This is a genomic window from Streptococcus sanguinis, assembly GCF_050234405.1.
Lineage (GTDB): Bacteria > Bacillota > Bacilli > Lactobacillales > Streptococcaceae > Streptococcus > Streptococcus sanguinis_W.
Window position 1 is genome coordinate 2,195,697 of the sequence record NZ_CP092117.1, and the last position, 14,304, is coordinate 2,210,000.

At 43.0% G+C, this 14,304-nt stretch carries 13 protein-coding genes and 3 tRNA genes (1 of these 16 cut by a window edge); 3 read left to right on the forward strand and 13 right to left on the reverse strand.

Features of this window, described 5'->3' with window-relative positions; genetic code table 11:
* Positions 1-28: 28 nt before the first annotated feature.
* Entirely contained in the window at positions 29-877 is an 849-nt protein-coding gene (locus tag MFP28_RS10655; RefSeq protein WP_002907462.1) for a putative RNA methyltransferase, read from the forward strand.
* Between the two features lie 83 nt (positions 878-960).
* On the opposite strand, the gene MFP28_RS10660 is transcribed toward MFP28_RS10655, so the two are convergent.
* Both MFP28_RS10660 and MFP28_RS10665 read right to left on the reverse strand, forming a co-directional pair.
* Positions 961-2,091 (reverse strand): ABC transporter ATP-binding protein, encoded by a 1,131-nt coding sequence (locus MFP28_RS10660; RefSeq protein WP_002910867.1) that lies wholly within the window; start codon positions 2,089-2,091, stop codon positions 961-963.
* Between the two features lie 177 nt (positions 2,092-2,268).
* The gene (locus MFP28_RS10665; RefSeq protein WP_002907466.1) at positions 2,269-4,611 is read right to left on the reverse strand and encodes an SIALI-17 repeat-containing surface protein; all 2,343 of its coding nucleotides are present in this window, start codon (positions 4,609-4,611) and stop codon (positions 2,269-2,271) included.
* A 356-nt stretch (positions 4,612-4,967) separates the two neighbouring features.
* Here MFP28_RS10665 and MFP28_RS10670 point away from each other — a divergent pair, with 356 nt between their 5' ends.
* Both MFP28_RS10670 and MFP28_RS10675 read left to right on the forward strand, forming a co-directional pair.
* Positions 4,968-5,570: a TetR/AcrR family transcriptional regulator gene (locus MFP28_RS10670; protein ID WP_002907468.1), complete on the forward strand. Its 603-nt coding sequence runs from the start codon at positions 4,968-4,970 to the stop codon at positions 5,568-5,570.
* A 212-nt stretch (positions 5,571-5,782) separates the two neighbouring features.
* The gene (locus tag MFP28_RS10675; protein WP_002898692.1) at positions 5,783-6,355 is read left to right on the forward strand and encodes a TetR/AcrR family transcriptional regulator; all 573 of its coding nucleotides are present in this window, start codon (positions 5,783-5,785) and stop codon (positions 6,353-6,355) included.
* A gap of 142 nt (positions 6,356-6,497) precedes the next feature.
* Here MFP28_RS10675 and MFP28_RS10680 read toward each other — a convergent pair whose 3' ends face one another.
* From MFP28_RS10680 to MFP28_RS10730, 11 genes are all read right to left on the reverse strand, one after another.
* Positions 6,498-7,100: a DUF6287 domain-containing protein gene (locus tag MFP28_RS10680; protein WP_002907470.1), complete on the reverse strand. Its 603-nt coding sequence runs from the start codon at positions 7,098-7,100 to the stop codon at positions 6,498-6,500.
* 85 nt (positions 7,101-7,185) lie between these two features.
* Entirely contained in the window at positions 7,186-7,404 is a 219-nt protein-coding gene (locus MFP28_RS10685; protein WP_002907472.1) for a heavy-metal-associated domain-containing protein, read from the reverse strand.
* Between the two features lie 4 nt (positions 7,405-7,408).
* Complete coding sequence (locus tag MFP28_RS10690; RefSeq protein ID WP_002907474.1) at positions 7,409-9,670, reverse strand: heavy metal translocating P-type ATPase; 2,262 nt, start codon at positions 9,668-9,670, stop codon at positions 7,409-7,411.
* Positions 9,670-10,113: a CopY/TcrY family copper transport repressor gene (locus tag MFP28_RS10695; protein WP_002907476.1), complete on the reverse strand. Its 444-nt coding sequence runs from the start codon at positions 10,111-10,113 to the stop codon at positions 9,670-9,672. Before MFP28_RS10695 ends, MFP28_RS10690 begins: the two co-directional genes overlap by 1 nt.
* A 148-nt stretch (positions 10,114-10,261) precedes the next feature.
* Entirely contained in the window at positions 10,262-11,764 is a 1,503-nt protein-coding gene (locus MFP28_RS10700; RefSeq protein WP_002907477.1) for a zinc ABC transporter substrate-binding protein AdcA, read from the reverse strand.
* A 9-nt stretch (positions 11,765-11,773) separates the two neighbouring features.
* Positions 11,774-12,580, reverse strand: a complete 807-nt coding sequence (locus tag MFP28_RS10705) for a metal ABC transporter permease (RefSeq protein ID WP_002907479.1) — start codon at positions 12,578-12,580, stop codon at positions 11,774-11,776.
* Positions 12,573-13,283 carry a metal ABC transporter ATP-binding protein gene (locus tag MFP28_RS10710; RefSeq protein ID WP_002907482.1) on the reverse strand — a complete coding sequence of 237 codons (711 nt, stop codon included), beginning with the start codon at positions 13,281-13,283 and terminating at the stop codon, positions 12,573-12,575. The genes MFP28_RS10705 and MFP28_RS10710 overlap by 8 nt, the downstream gene beginning before the upstream one ends.
* A complete protein-coding gene (locus tag MFP28_RS10715) occupies positions 13,280-13,723 on the reverse strand; it encodes a zinc-dependent MarR family transcriptional regulator (RefSeq protein ID WP_002907486.1) in 444 nt (147 codons plus the stop codon). Before MFP28_RS10715 ends, MFP28_RS10710 begins: the two co-directional genes overlap by 4 nt.
* A gap of 353 nt (positions 13,724-14,076) precedes the next feature.
* Positions 14,077-14,160, reverse strand: a tRNA-Leu gene (locus MFP28_RS10720).
* A 12-nt stretch (positions 14,161-14,172) separates the two neighbouring features.
* Positions 14,173-14,244 (reverse strand) — tRNA-Gln (locus MFP28_RS10725).
* A 13-nt stretch (positions 14,245-14,257) separates the two neighbouring features.
* Positions 14,258-14,304, reverse strand: a tRNA-His gene (locus MFP28_RS10730); it runs 26 nt beyond the window's last position.

Genomic DNA, 14,304 nt, shown 5'->3' on the forward strand with positions numbered 1-14,304 from the left:
TACTATAAGAAATAGAAAGAGAGCGCCTATGAAACCAAAACTTGCCCGATTTGCCCAAGCTCCGGCTCTGACCTGTCCACTCTGCCAGCAAAGCTTGGCTATGGAAGAAAACAGCCTCAAGTGTCCTAATCGCCATTCCTACGACATCTCCAAATTCGGTTATGTCAATCTAGCTCCTCAAGCCAAACAAGCTAAAGACTATGACAAAACAAGCTTTCAAAATAGGCAAGTCATCTTGGAAGCCGGCTTTTATCAGCATATCCTAGATGAGTTGCAGGATCTGCTGCAGACCCTGCCTAAAGAACAGACCATTCTAGACGTCGCTTGCGGAGAGGGCTACTATGCTCGAAAAATTCAGGAAACATTCCCCAACAAAGAAATTTACGCTTTTGATTTATCCAAAGATTCTATCCAGTTAGCTGCCAAAAGCGATCAGAGCCTGGCTGTAAAATGGTTCGTAGGTGATTTGGCACACTTGCCCGTTCAGGATCAAAGCATGGATGTCTTGCTGGACATCTTCTCACCAGCTAATTACCATGAATTTCAGCGAGTATTGAAAAAAGAGGGACTTATCATTAAAGTCATCCCAACAGAAAATCATCTGAAAGAAATTCGTCAAAAAGTTGCTCAATATCTGGACAAGAAAGATTATTCTAATCAAGATATCATCCAGCACTTCCAGAAGCACTTTACGATTCTATCTAGAAAAACCGTAGAATCAACCCATGCTCTGCATTCTGAGGAGAAAACTGCCCTGCTGCAGATGACTCCTTTACTCTTTCATGTTGAAAAAAATCTAATCAATTGGGAGCAGCTTACACATACCACCATTTCAGCCGATATTCTTATCGGAAAACTAAAACAAGAAAAAATCTAAGCTTCTTTCAGTAAAAAATGATGTTATAACAGCCATTTTAAAAACGCAGACAAGCCTGTCTGCGTTTTTTGTTTATCAATTGATTAATAGACCGTCTTCTCTGTCTCTGGATCAAAGAAGTGCGCTTTATTGAGGTCGAAGCCTAGGTCAATACCTGCACCAGTTTCTAGGTAATCGCGTGAATCCACACGCGCTACAAACTCACTAGAACCCACTTGGCAGTAGAGATGAGACTCTGCTCCCAGCAATTCTGAAACAGAAATTTTAGCATGCACAACTGAATTCGGGAAAGTTTCCAAGAAAGCAGCTTCCGCATTGATATCTTCCGGACGAATACCGAAGATCAGCTCCTTGCCCTCGTAATTTTTCTCCCGCAGAACCTTGAGAGCTCCTTCTGGCACAGTCAAGCGCAGACCTTCTGCTACAATCTCATTCCCTTCAAGCTTAACTGGGATAAAGTTCATAGCTGGGCTACCGATGAAGCCGGCAACGAACTTATTAACTGGGTTGTTATAGACTTCTTGAGGTGTACCAATCTGCTCCACCCGTCCAATCGTTCCAGTTCCAGCAGGATTCTTGGTCGCTGACATGATAACAATCCGGTCAGCCAGAGTCATAGCTTCAGTCTGGTCGTGGGTAACATAAATAGTTGTTGCCCCGATACGGCGGTGAATCTTGGCAATCTCCGCCCGCATAGAAACACGCAGCTTAGCATCTAAGTTAGACAGAGGCTCGTCCATAAGGAAAACCTTTGCATCCCGAACGATTGCGCGTCCCATAGCTACCCGCTGACGCTGACCACCAGACAAATCAGCTGGCTTGCGCTGCAAGAATTCCTTCAAGCCCAGGATTTCTGCCGCTTCATTGACTCGTTTTTCAATATCTTCCTTGCTGTACTTGCGCAGCTTGAGACCAAAAGCCATGTTGTCGTAGACAGTCATGTGCGGATAAAGGGCATAGTTCTGGAAGACCATGGCGATGTCACGGTCTTTTGGAGCTACATCATTAACCACTGTACCGTCAATAGAGGCAGTTCCTTCTGTGATGTCTTCAAGACCTGCAATCATACGCAGCGTAGTTGATTTCCCGCAACCGGACGGACCGACAAAAACGATAAATTCCTTGTCCTTAATATCAAGATTGAAGTCTTCCACTGAGTAGTGGTCGCTGTTGGGATATTTTTTATAGATATTTTTCAGATTTAATTCGACCATAATAAGCCCCTTCTTTTGAATAAAAATATTTTCTTTCAAGCTCTCGTTTGCAAAGCGCTTTCACATTGTCCATTATATCGTTTTTTTTTGACTTTTTCAAGCACTTTTAGTAAAACGTTTGCATAATTTTTGAAAAATTTCTCCATCAAAAAAGAGGCCACTGGGCCTCTTTAAAATTTATTCTTCTTTTTTTCTACTACGGAATGACAATCCAGCTGCACCTAAAGCGCTGATAACTCCTGCAACCGTGAGAAGAGCATTAGAAGCTTGTCCTGTATGCGGTAAGATTGACGCGCCACTCCTACTTTCCTTGTTTTTAAGCTGAGCTGGCTGGGTGACCTTAGCTAATGAAGACTGCTCTTGTACTGATTTGGCCCCATCAACTGCTGACAAAATACCACTAGTTACTTGGTAAGAAGGTAAAGCATCAGCTACTGCCGCGTCAGTGGCATTGACACCGCCGGCAAATTCTGGAAGAGCCGATATTTGAGGAGCGCTGTCTGGATGCGCACTCCTAACTGATGGCTGACCGCCAGCATCATAGGTTTTATGTTCTGTCATAGTTGGTTCAGAATCATTGACACCACCAGTAAATTCAGGCCGAGTTGCTGTTGCTGCTTCTGAATCATTAACATTTCCACTGAATTCTGGTTGTACAGACGCCTGTGGAGCTGTATCGGGATGAGTTCCAACTTCATGGTTAGACAAATCATACTCTGACGCTATCGCTGTTGGCGGCTCAGAATCACTGACTCCTCCACTAAATTCTGGTTGTACTGAAGACTGTGGAGCTGTATCGGGATGAGTTCCAACTTCATGGCTAGACAAATCATATTCCGACACCGTTGCTGTTGCTGGCTCAGAGTCGCTGACGCCTCCACTAAATTCTTGCCTATCTTCCTGTGGTGAATCACTTGGAATAGAAGAAGCTGTCTCAGCTTTAGCAGCATCCTTGACAATCGCTTCTAGATTTTCAAGAGCTTTTGTCTGCTCAGCAGCAATCTGTTCCTGCAGCTTCTCTGCTTTTTCAGCACTGTCTACACTATCATCTAGCTGCGCAATCGCATCTGTCACCGTCTTTAATACTGCTCGAATCTTTTCTTTAGCTTGCTTTTTATCGAGTTCTGAAAGTGTTTGGTGATGCTCAATCGCTTCAAGCTGTTTGTCGACTTCTTCTTCAAGCTCATCTAAAACCAAGTCTTTGCCAACTGGATGAATCGTGTCCAAGCTAGCAATTCCAGCTTCCTCAATTCTCTCTAGTTCTTCTTCGGTATCAGCCTTTTCAAGCGCTGTTTTCGCATCTGCTAGAGTTGCTTCCGCTTCAGCTTTAGCCGTAGCCCGTTCTGCATCTGACAGATTCGGGTTGCTCCGTAAGTCTGCTAGCTTATCAGACAGAGCAAGATCTAGTTTCAGTCCAGTCGTAACTTTTAGCAAACCTTGCTTCTCTGCCGCTACTTGTTCTTGAATTTTTTCAGCATCATCAGGACTTTCAACCCAAGCATTATAAGTTGCAATTGCTTTTTTAGCTATGTCTGCTGCATCTTCAATTTTCTTTTTAGCTGCAGTTTTTTCTTCAGCAGAAAGACTTTGGTTCTTCTCAACAGCCTCGATAGTAGCTGTTTTTTCTTCCTGAATTTCTTTTAAGAACTGCTCTTTGCCAATAGGGTGAATCTTGGCTAAGTGGGCTATGGCTGTTTCTTTTGCCTGATCATAGACTTCCTGAGAATCTGCTCCTTCAATAGCCTTCTTGGCCGCTTCCACAACCTGCTCTATCTCGCCTCTAACTGCTTTCTTTTCTGCTTCTGAAAGATTAGGATTTGCTTCCAAATCAGCTAACTTGGCAGCCAGAGTGAAATCTACGGTTGAACTTGCTATAAATTTGAAAAACTTATCTTCCTCGGTTACTGCTTGCTCTTGAATCACTTCCGCCTGCTCTGCTGTTGCTGCATTAACATCTAATTTCTGAATTGCATCTTCTGCTTCTGCAGCCTTCTTCCTTACAGACTCTTGGAAACTTTTCTTTTGCTCCTCAGGCAATAAATCACTCCTATCTACAAGTTTGTCAAACTCTGCTTTCCCATTTTGGATTTCATCTAGAAGTAAATCTTTGCCGACTGGATTGATAGAGTTGATGTCTGCCAATCCATCTTCTTTAGCTTGATCAATCCTTTCTTTATCCTCAGCTGCGGCAATTTCATTCTGAGCCTTTGCCGCCGTTTGATTGACTTCGTCCTTAGCTGCTGCAAGCTCCTCATCTGACAAATTCGGATTATTCCCAAGATCTGTCACTTTCTCAGCCAGAAATGCGCCTACTTCCTTGTTAGCAGCCTCCCTGACTGTTGTCAAATCCTGATTTACTGGCGATGCAGCAACTGGGTTCTCTACTGCATTTGCTACTGGCTGTTCCTCATCCGCCGCCACCAAACTGTGACCCAAAAACAGAGCACAAATAAGGACTGACCCAACACCTAAAACAGACTTCCGAATAGAATATCGCAAAACTTTTTCTGTTCTTTTCATCTTTTTCTCCTCTGAACATATTTTATTATCCTGATCAGTAACCCTTAATAAAAAGTCCAGTCAAACCTCCCATAAATCTTTCAGATTTGGTAATTTTTAAACTACACTTTCTATTTGACTTCTGATAAGATTTTTTATTATTTTATCATATTAACCTTTTAAAACAAAACAATTATCGGCTTGATTTATGTACATTAATTGTAAAATTGTCCAGTTTTTAAATAGACATGATGTCCAAAAATTAAACTAAAATTTTTTCCATTTAACAATGTGTAAACTTTTTTAGTAAAAATTCTGGGCTATTTTCTAGCTTATTTAAGACAGAAAAAGTAAAATGGTATAGGAGGGATAAAATTATGGCTCTTAATACACGAGATAGGATTTTGGATGCATTTTTTGAATTAGCAGATAAACAGCCAGATAGACCGCGTTTTACCTTTACAGAAATCGCTAAAGAAGCCGGTTTATCAAGACAGGCTATTTACAAACGACACTTTAATAACACTACTGAAATTATCGAATACATTCGCCAAGATATGGTGAAGCAAGCCTTTGCTCCCAACTGGAATAGCAACAAAGCTGAAGCGGACTTAGATCCTTTCACCTTTCTGGCTCAAACGATTCTTCCCGCTATTTATGAGCAACGCCAACGCATTAAAATATTATATACTAGTTCTGTCGATCCCTTGTGGAGCGATTTTATTACTGCCAGTTACAAGGACTGGATCGAGCAGAATTTAAATCTTGACCACCAAAAATTAGGTATTCCTGAAGACCTGGCCAATCAACTGCTGGCCGGCTGGATTAGTTCTCTTATTGAGAATTGGATCACTCAGGATGACCCCGTTCCTTGCAAGCAGTTCTCTAAGACATTTCTCAACCTTGTATCTTCACCCCTAACCAGCTTTGCTGCCTATGATAGTCCAGCTGGTCCTTCAAATAAAATTGTTATCGCATAACCAACCAGAAGAAAAACAGAGAAATGACAGAACCGGTCCTTGTAAGGGAAGACTGGTTTTTTAATATTTTTATATTAAATTTTAAAAATAATTGGACATTTCCTCTATAAAGTGTTATCATTTTAGTTGACAAGCGGTAAACTATTTTGTTGGAATTTGCTCTGTTTTTAGACAAACCAGCAAGAACTTAATAAAAAAGAAGGAAGGTACTTATGCCCCAAGATACTCGAGACAAAGTCGTTAATGCCTTAATTGAGCTGGCAGAGCAAAATCCTGAAAAGTCTTATTTTACTTTTTCAGAGATTGCAAAACAAGCTGGTCTATCGCGCCAGGCTATCTATAAAAAGCATTTTAGTAATGTTGAAGACATTATCCAATACATCCGCCAGACAATTATGACTCCGTTTTTGCCCCTGTATGAAAGCTACGAAGAAGGAAATGGAGAAAATCCGTTCTGTTTCTTTGCCCAACATATGATTCCTACCCTTTATGAACATAGGAAATGGATGAAGGTGCTCTATACTACAGCTATCGATCCTTTCTGGAGTGACTATCTATCTACCTTCTTCACTCAGTGGGTCGTGCAAAATTTAGACATTGACTCTAAAAAATTGGGAATTCCAAAAGAAATGGCTACGGAAATTGTTGTTAGATGGATTAACTCCCTCATTGAAATTTGGATTATCAAAGAAGATCCTATGCCGGCAGAGGATTTCGCCAAGCTCTTCCTGAATGTGATTTCAACCCCTATGGATCAGTTTATAACACCTCACAGTGAATCCTAATTCAACTCAAAATTATGAAGCCCACCTAATTTAGGCAGGCTTTTTTTGTCTGTAAAATTTCTTACTCTCCCAAAGAAAAGAGAGCAGATAGTCTTCTGCTCTCGTCAACATATAAGCTATAAAATTAAGCACCAAGCTTCGTTTAATCTACTCGATAATAGAAGCTGCCTTGTTCGTCAAAGCTATTCAGGCCAACTCCTGTCCAGATTCTGTCTTGACCAACATCTGAATTATCTGTAAAGTTTTCCTTGTCTGCGACCTTAACTCCCTTAGGAAGAAACTCAATCAGAAAACCTCCGCTTTCTCCGCCGTAGACACCGCCAGCAGCAGTGCCATAGTCTGTCAGAGAAGCTCCATACAATTCATAAACACTTGAAACCAAACCCTTTTCATCAAAAACAAGCTGGTTGCCAGAAGCATCCTGCCAGGTTCCTTTAACGCTGGCATAATTACCATTTGCAAGTGCTGAAATGTCCATCGCTTCCTTCTTTTCCTTGGTTTTTTCTGTGCTCGCACTCTCTGAGCTAGCGCTGCTAGCTGCTGAAGATGCTGCTGCAGTTGATTGACTGGATGCCTGCTCCACAAAACTTGTTACTGAGCCAGTACTGCTAGTAGTAGTCTCTGATTGATTCGTAGCACTGCCGTTTGAGCAAGCTGTCATAGCTAATAAAGCAGCTCCTGCTAGTAAAAAAGGTAAAGCTTTTTTCTTCATTTTTCTCCTCTTTCTCACGGTAAGATAAATCATGTGATTAGTAACATTATAGATTATTTTATCGCTTTTTACAAGAAGAATTCTAGCAGTTGGGCGGGCGCATAGCTACTGACTTTACTCACTCAGCTTCTGCCACATTTAGAACCTTATAAATTGTTTTAGCTAAAGCCGCTTCATAATCAACTGCACCATAAGGCTTATCAGTTGTGACTTGGGCTGTCTGCTTTTCTAAGTCCACAACCACATCTGACACTCCCTCCATAGACAGGAAATGCTTGGTGACGTGTTTGACACAGTTTTGACAAGATAAGTTTTCTAATTGAACTGTTTGTTTCATAGATTCATTCCTCCGTATATTTCTTCATTTTAAAGCGTCCTAGACGCAGAGCATTGGCCACAACTGACACTGAGCTCAAGCTCATGGCCAGACCAGCCAACATAGGATTGAGCAAGGGACCGCCGAAAAGATGCAATAGCCCCATAGCAATCGGGATGCCCAGTGTATTGTAGGCAAAAGCCCAGAAAAGATTTTCCTTAATATTGCGGATAGTCGCCTGGCTGAGCTTGATAGCTTTGACTACATCCTGCAAATCACTATGCATGAGCACTACATCTGCCGACTCAATAGCTACATCAGCGCCTGATCCGATGGCAATTCCAACATCTGCCTGAACCAGAGCTGGAGCATCATTAATACCGTCTCCGACCATGGCTAGTTTTTTCCCAGCTTCCTGCAAGTCTTTTATAGCAGTGGCCTTACCATCTGGCAATACACCTGCGATAACTTTTTGGATGCCAGCTTTCTGGGCAATAGCTGTCGCAGTTTCTTCACGATCTCCTGTCAGCATGATAACTTCCAGCCCCATAGACTGGAGCTCCTGCACCGCCTTCAGGCTGCTGGACTTCATCTCATCTGCTACCGCTAAAATACCTGTCAGCTGTCCATCTATTGCGACAAACATGGCTGTCTTCCCTTCCTTGGACAGCTCTAACAACTGTTCTTGAAAGGCACTGCTGTCAATGTTCTTTTCTTTCATCAAAGACTCATTTCCCACCAGAAGATGCTTACCTTCAACCTGAGCTGACAAACCTCGGCCAATAATGGCCTCAAAATGGCTGACAGGCAGCAAGTCAAGCTCCTCCTCTTCAGCAGCTTCCAAGATAGCCTGAGCCAAAGGATGCTCAGAATGCTGCTCAGCACTGGCTACGAGCCGTAACAAGTCAGAGCGATTAAAAGCACCTAAAGGCAACAAATCCGTCAGGCTGGGCTTACCAACCGTAATCGTCCCAGTCTTATCAAGAACAATAGTATCCAGCTGATAAGCCGCTTCCAAAGCTTGTCCAGACTTAATCAGAATGCCATTTTCAGCCCCTTTACCAGTCCCAACCATGATGGCTGTCGGAGTGGCTAATCCCAGCGCACAAGGGCAGGCAATGACCAGAACTGCGATAAAGATTGACAGAGAAAAGCTAAGACTCTCACCAGCTAGAAAATACCAGCCAAGTGCAGACAAAGTAGCCAAGCTCAGCACGATTGGGACAAAATAGAGTGAAATCTTATCGGCCAAAGCCGCTATCGGTGCCTTAGACCCTTGCGCTTCCTCCACTAATCTAACAATCTGAGCTAAGGTCGTATCCGAACCCACCCTAGTTGCTTGATAGTCAATACTACCATTTTGATTGATTGTTGCACTGGTAATGGTATCGCCGACCTTCTTTTCAATCGGGACACTTTCTCCAGTCATCATGGACTCATCCACAAAGGTCTGCCCCTCCGTCACAAGGCCATCTACCGGCATACGCTCCCCTGGCTTGATACGGATAATGTCTCCAACTCGGATATCCTCTGTATCAATGGTCACAGCCTCACCATAACGAATCACTGTCGCCTGACTAGGCACTAGCTCAAGCAGAGATTGAATCGCTTGAGACGTTTTCCCCTTGGCTGAACTTTCCAGATATTTACCCAGAAGAACCAAGGCAATAATCACTGCAACAGACTCAAAATAAAGCTGATGAACAAAGGGATGATGACCTAGAAAAACCTGACTGACTGAGTAGAGGCTGTAGAAAATTGCTGCGCTGGTCCCCACCGCAATCAAACTATCCATATTGGGATGTTGCTTGATAAGATTGCGAAATCCTCTCTGATAGAAGCCACGACCAATCCACACAGCAGGCAGAGTTAACAGCAGTTGTGACAGAACGAAGACCAAGGGATGCGCCATATGGTCCAAGAAGCTAGGCAGAGGAAGACCGACCATACTGCCCATAGAGATATAAAGCAAGGGCAGAGCCGTAATCAAAAGAATCAGTAACTCTTGTTTCTTTTTTTGCAATTTCTGAGCTTTAATCACAGCTTCTTCGCTTACGTCAGACGGCTTGTTTTTTCCTTTTTCTTCAGCCTGATAACCAGCCTCGGCTACAGCATCCAGCACTTGCTGGCTGTCAAATCCCGCCTTAGGAAGCAAACTGAGACGTTCTGTCGCCAGATTGACACTGACGTCCTCGACCGTTTCCAAGTCCTTGACCGCCATCTCTACCGTCATAGCACAGGCAGCGCAGGTCATACCTGAAAGCTTGTATTCTTTCTTCTCGCTCATCAATGCGTCTCCTTTCCGTGACCGCAACGACACTGACCTTGTGGGCAGTCGCATTTGATTTCCAAAGGAGCCGAGGCTCTTTTCTTATCAATGACTTGGCTGAGCCGCTCCAAGTCCCCTTGACTGAACTGACTTCTCTCAATCATCGAAATCAAAAGATCTCCGTGTTTAGTATTACAGATATTGTCAAAAAAAGCCTGCCAAGTACTTTCCAGATGGTCCGCTTCTAAAATCCGAGCATCGTAGTAAAACTTTCCCTCGATCTTTTCCATAGTGATAAATTCTTTGGTCTTCAGACGATTCAAAAGAGTCTTGATGGTTGCCGGTTTCCAGGAAAAATCGGCTTCCAAACGAGCTATAATCTCTGTACTGCGACTGTGTGGATAGGCCCATAGCACACGCATCACTTGCCATTCTGCTTGGCTAATATTTTGCTGTTCCATTGTTTAACACTCCCTTATAATTTACATTTGTAATCTAATTCTTTATTAGTTTACATTTGTAATCATAATTTGTCAAGTATTTTTATCGTCATTTTCCGATATACAAAAAAAGAAGGCGGGATAATTCCGTCTTCTTACTTTATTTATATTAGTGCGCCAACATTTCTTGGGCAATTTCTTGACCTGTCAATTTACTTGGATAGTAGGTTGGCCAGTTTTCCAGCTCATCAAACAGTGCTTCCTGGCTTTCGCCGCCATAGAAGATATGGAAATGAGCCGCCTTGGTTGGTGCAATGTTGTGGTCGCTAAACTGAACATACTTGTACTCCCCAGCATCCTCGTCTGTCGCTTCAAACATGAAGCGAACTCCACGATTTCCCTTAGAGTAAGTCAGAGTGTGCTTGCCAACGTATTTATACGTATATTTCTTGGATTTTCCATCTACCACAAATTCCATAGTCTTGTCTGTGATATTAATATTGGATACATTCGTCTTGTAGCCCTTGTCATAGTAGTCCTTGTATTCAGCTGCCGTCATTTTTCCAGTCAGCTTAGATTTGTAGTCAAAAACTTGATCCAAGGTACCGTCTTTCAGATAAGGGTAAACAGACTGCCACTCGCCAGCATAGTCAGACAAGGTCCGATCCTTGACGGCACTGTCTTCAAAGTAGCCGTTTTGCACTGTCTTATCGTCTTCTTCTTTCTCGGCTGCAATCTCCGCTCCCTCTTGGTCGATTGTCTTCTTGAGAGCCTTTAGATTGTCCTGCATGATAGAAACATAGTCTGCTCCGTCCTTGGTCTGCTCTTCGGTCAAGCTTTCCAGCGGATTCAGGACATCAAGCTCTACACCTGTTTCCTTAGCTAATGTAGAAGCCAAAGCCTGGGAAGCATTCTCTTCAAAGTAAATATACTTGATTTTATTTTTCTTGATATACTCGGTCAATTCAGCCAAGCGTGAAGCGGATGGCTCACTGTCTGGTGAAAGTCCAGAAATTGGCACCTGCTTCAAACCATAGTCCAATGCCAGATAGTTAAAGGCTGCGTGCTGAGTGACAAAGCTCTTTTGCTTGGCGTTGGCCAATCCATCTTCATATTCTTTATCCAAGGCTTCCAGCTTCTTGATATAAGCCGCTGCATTTTTCTCAAAAGCCGCTTTCTTGTCAGGGTAAGACTTGCTCAAGCTATCACGGATGTTCTCCACCATTTTAATAGCTCGCTTTGGAGACAGCCAGACATGGGGATCATAGGCATGATGATGTCCCTCTTCCCCATGGTCATGGTCTTCTTCCTCTTCACCACCAGGCAGCAAGAGCATATTTCCAGTCGCCTTGATAACCTTTTCTTCCTTATTTTTCAAGTTTTTTAGCAAATCTGGAACCCAAGTCTCCATATTTTCATTTTCATAGACAAAGGCATCTGCATCCTGAATCGTCGCAACTGCCTTAGCTGAAGGCTCATAATCATGCGGCTCTGTACCTGCCCCGATTAGAAGTTCAACATTGGCCTCATCTCCAGCCACCTGCTTGGTAAACTCATAAACAGGATAAAAAGTCGTGACAATATTGAGCTTGCCATCTGCATTTTTTTGATTGGAACAAGCTACTAAGAAAATACTCAGTAAACCTGCTAATAGTAAGCTAATTTTTTTCATTTTCTGCTCCTATTTCATAAATTTTTTGACCAGATTGACCAGCAAGAACAAGCTGACGAAAATAATCGTAATGCTAGCACTAGCTGGCGTCTCTGCATAGTAAGAAATATAAAGTCCGGCAATCATACCAAAGAAACCAATGGCATTTGCCAGCAAAATAACCGACTTGAAATTTTTCCCAATCCGCAGAGCAATACTGGCCGGTAAGACCATAATGGTCGAAACTAGCAAGGCTCCCGCAGCTGGAATCATGAGGGCAATCGCAACACCCGTCACGATATTAAAGAGAATGGACATGGTACGCACAGGCAGCCCATCCACAAAGGCCGTATCCTCATCAAAGGTCAAGATGTACATGGGGCGAATGAAGAGGAGGGTCAAGACAAGCACCACAGCAGCAATAACAAAGAGAGAAATCACCTGCTCCCTACTGATAGTCACAATGGATCCAAATAGATACTGGTCCAGACTCATCGAGCTAGAACTCTTGCCTTTACTCATAACAATCAGGGAAATAGCTAAGCCGGTTGACATGAGAATAGCCGTTCCGATTTCCATGAAATTCTTATAGATAGTTCGCAGGTACTCTAAAAAGACTGCTGCGACAATGACGACAAGCACAGTTGTGAGAGTGGGCGATAGTCCAAGAACCAAACCAAAAGCTACACCTGCCAGTGAAACGTGGCTGAGCGTGTCACTCATAAGGCTCTGCCGCCGTAAAATCAGGAAAGTCCCCAGAATCGGCGAGAAAAGGCTCATGGCAATAACGGCCAAAAAGGCTCGTTGCATAAAATCATAGGAAAATAGATTAAGCATGGCTCACCTCCTGTCCATTGTCGCTTTCATGCACATTGAAACAGCGCCAAGGTGAGTCCTGATTACGGACCAGATGAATATTGCGGTCAGCATATTTACGAACTTCTTCCGGATCGTGTGTAATCATCAAGACAGCTTTCCCATGCTGATGAGCACTGTGGTGCATGAGCTTGTAAAATTCATCCTTGCTGCCTGCATCCATCCCTGTTGTCGGCTCATCAAGGACAAAAATATCCGGATCCGAAGCAAACATCCGAGCAATCACAGCCCTCTGCTTTTGCCCGCCAGAGAGAGAACCAATTCGCTTATCTCGATGTTCCCACATTCCAACCGACTCCAGACTTGCCTTGATATGCTCCTCATCATGCTCATTCAAACGACGAAACCAACCCTTGCGCGGATAACGTCCCGACTTGACAAACTCATACACCGTACTAGGAAAACCTGCATTAAAACTAGCAATCTGCTGAGGAAGGTAGGCAATCCGCAGTTTCTTGCCTCGCACATTAGTCTTGGAGATCTTCACTTCCCCATACTTAGGTTGCAAAATACCCAAACTAGCCTTTATAAGCGTCGTCTTAGCAGCTCCATTTTCCCCCGTCAAAGTTACAAACTCGCCACTGTCTAGAAAATAATGAATATGCTCTAGCACAGGCTCCTTTTCATAGTAAAAGGAAAGATTATCAACTGTGATATATCTCATTTGCCGATCTCTCCCACTAAGGCTTCCAAAAACTTCGCAATTGTCGCCTGTTCACTAGTAGAAAACTGCTCTGCCAATTTTTGATATGTCTCCAAAGTATGTGCGTGATGATGCTGATGTTCCTTTGCAATCGGCTGCGCTAACTCAGTCAAACGGTAAAAGGTAACCCGTGCATCCCTCTTATCTTTAAAGGCTTGCAGCATCTCTTGCCGAACCAAGGATTTCACAGCCTTAGTCACAGCAGCTTGACTCACATTCAGTTTTTTTGCCAAATCAGAATTTGTCAAAGATTCCTCAGACAAAAGCATCAAAATATGCTCCTGCGTATTGGTTAAAGGCACATCACTCGTGCAAGAACCAATCAGAATCTCATGCTGATTTTCTGCTTTCAAAATAACTTCATTTAAAAATTGATCGATCTTCTGCGCTAAATGAGTCATTTCTCCCCTCCTTCTCTTAACCAGTTAAAGCTTTACTGGTTAATTATACCACAAAAAAGAAAAGAGTCAAGAATTTTCAGTAAAAGTAAAATGCTTTTCACAAAAAATATTTAATCATACAATTAGATTCTTAAGTCCTAAATAAAACTCAATCATAGAATGAAAAGCAACAAACTAAGCTGCCTCTTATTAGCATTCTAGATTCTATAAACAATTTGATGGTGAGTCCATTACATTAGTTGAGTGTGGATTTACAAGTAAAATCATGATTCAATCTTCCGCATTAGCTTGCAAATAATTACTAAAGAGAAAACAAAAAAACGAAGTAAAAATACTCCGCTAAACTTAAGCTATACCGGCGGCCGGGGTCGAACCGGCACGTCCGTGAGGACACTGGATTTTGAGTCCAGCGCGTCTGCCAATTCCGCCACGCCGGCTCAAGTTTTTAACTGGGGTAGCTGGATTCGAACCAACGCATGAGGGAGTCAAAGTCCCTTGCCTTACCGCTTGGCGATACCCCAATAATATTAAATAGGCGAGTGATGGGGATCGAACCCACGCATGCCAGAGCCACAATCTGG

What these genes read in the sequence shown, in the direction of transcription:
- MFP28_RS10670 (WP_002907468.1), top strand. Translation starts at nt 4,968, where the DNA reads ATGGCTCTTAATACACGAGATAGGATTTTGGATGCATTTTTTGAATTA.
- MFP28_RS10685 (WP_002907472.1), bottom strand. Translation starts at nt 7,404, where the DNA reads ATGAAACAAACAGTTCAATTAGAAAACTTATCTTGTCAAAACTGTGTC.
- MFP28_RS10695 (WP_002907476.1), bottom strand. Translation starts at nt 10,113, where the DNA reads ATGGAACAGCAAAATATTAGCCAAGCAGAATGGCAAGTGATGCGTGTG.
- MFP28_RS10675 (WP_002898692.1), top strand. Translation starts at nt 5,783, where the DNA reads ATGCCCCAAGATACTCGAGACAAAGTCGTTAATGCCTTAATTGAGCTG.
- MFP28_RS10705 (WP_002907479.1), bottom strand. Translation starts at nt 12,580, where the DNA reads ATGCTTAATCTATTTTCCTATGATTTTATGCAACGAGCCTTTTTGGCC.
- MFP28_RS10700 (WP_002907477.1), bottom strand. Translation starts at nt 11,764, where the DNA reads ATGAAAAAAATTAGCTTACTATTAGCAGGTTTACTGAGTATTTTCTTA.
- MFP28_RS10665 (WP_002907466.1), bottom strand. Translation starts at nt 4,611, where the DNA reads ATGAAAAGAACAGAAAAAGTTTTGCGATATTCTATTCGGAAGTCTGTT.
- MFP28_RS10680 (WP_002907470.1), bottom strand. Translation starts at nt 7,100, where the DNA reads ATGATTTATCTTACCGTGAGAAAGAGGAGAAAAATGAAGAAAAAAGCT.
- MFP28_RS10710 (WP_002907482.1), bottom strand. Translation starts at nt 13,283, where the DNA reads ATGAGATATATCACAGTTGATAATCTTTCCTTTTACTATGAAAAGGAG.
- MFP28_RS10690 (WP_002907474.1), bottom strand. Translation starts at nt 9,670, where the DNA reads ATGAGCGAGAAGAAAGAATACAAGCTTTCAGGTATGACCTGCGCTGCC.
- MFP28_RS10660 (WP_002910867.1), bottom strand. Translation starts at nt 2,091, where the DNA reads ATGGTCGAATTAAATCTGAAAAATATCTATAAAAAATATCCCAACAGC.
- MFP28_RS10715 (WP_002907486.1), bottom strand. Translation starts at nt 13,723, where the DNA reads ATGACTCATTTAGCGCAGAAGATCGATCAATTTTTAAATGAAGTTATT.
- MFP28_RS10655 (WP_002907462.1), top strand. Translation starts at nt 29, where the DNA reads ATGAAACCAAAACTTGCCCGATTTGCCCAAGCTCCGGCTCTGACCTGT.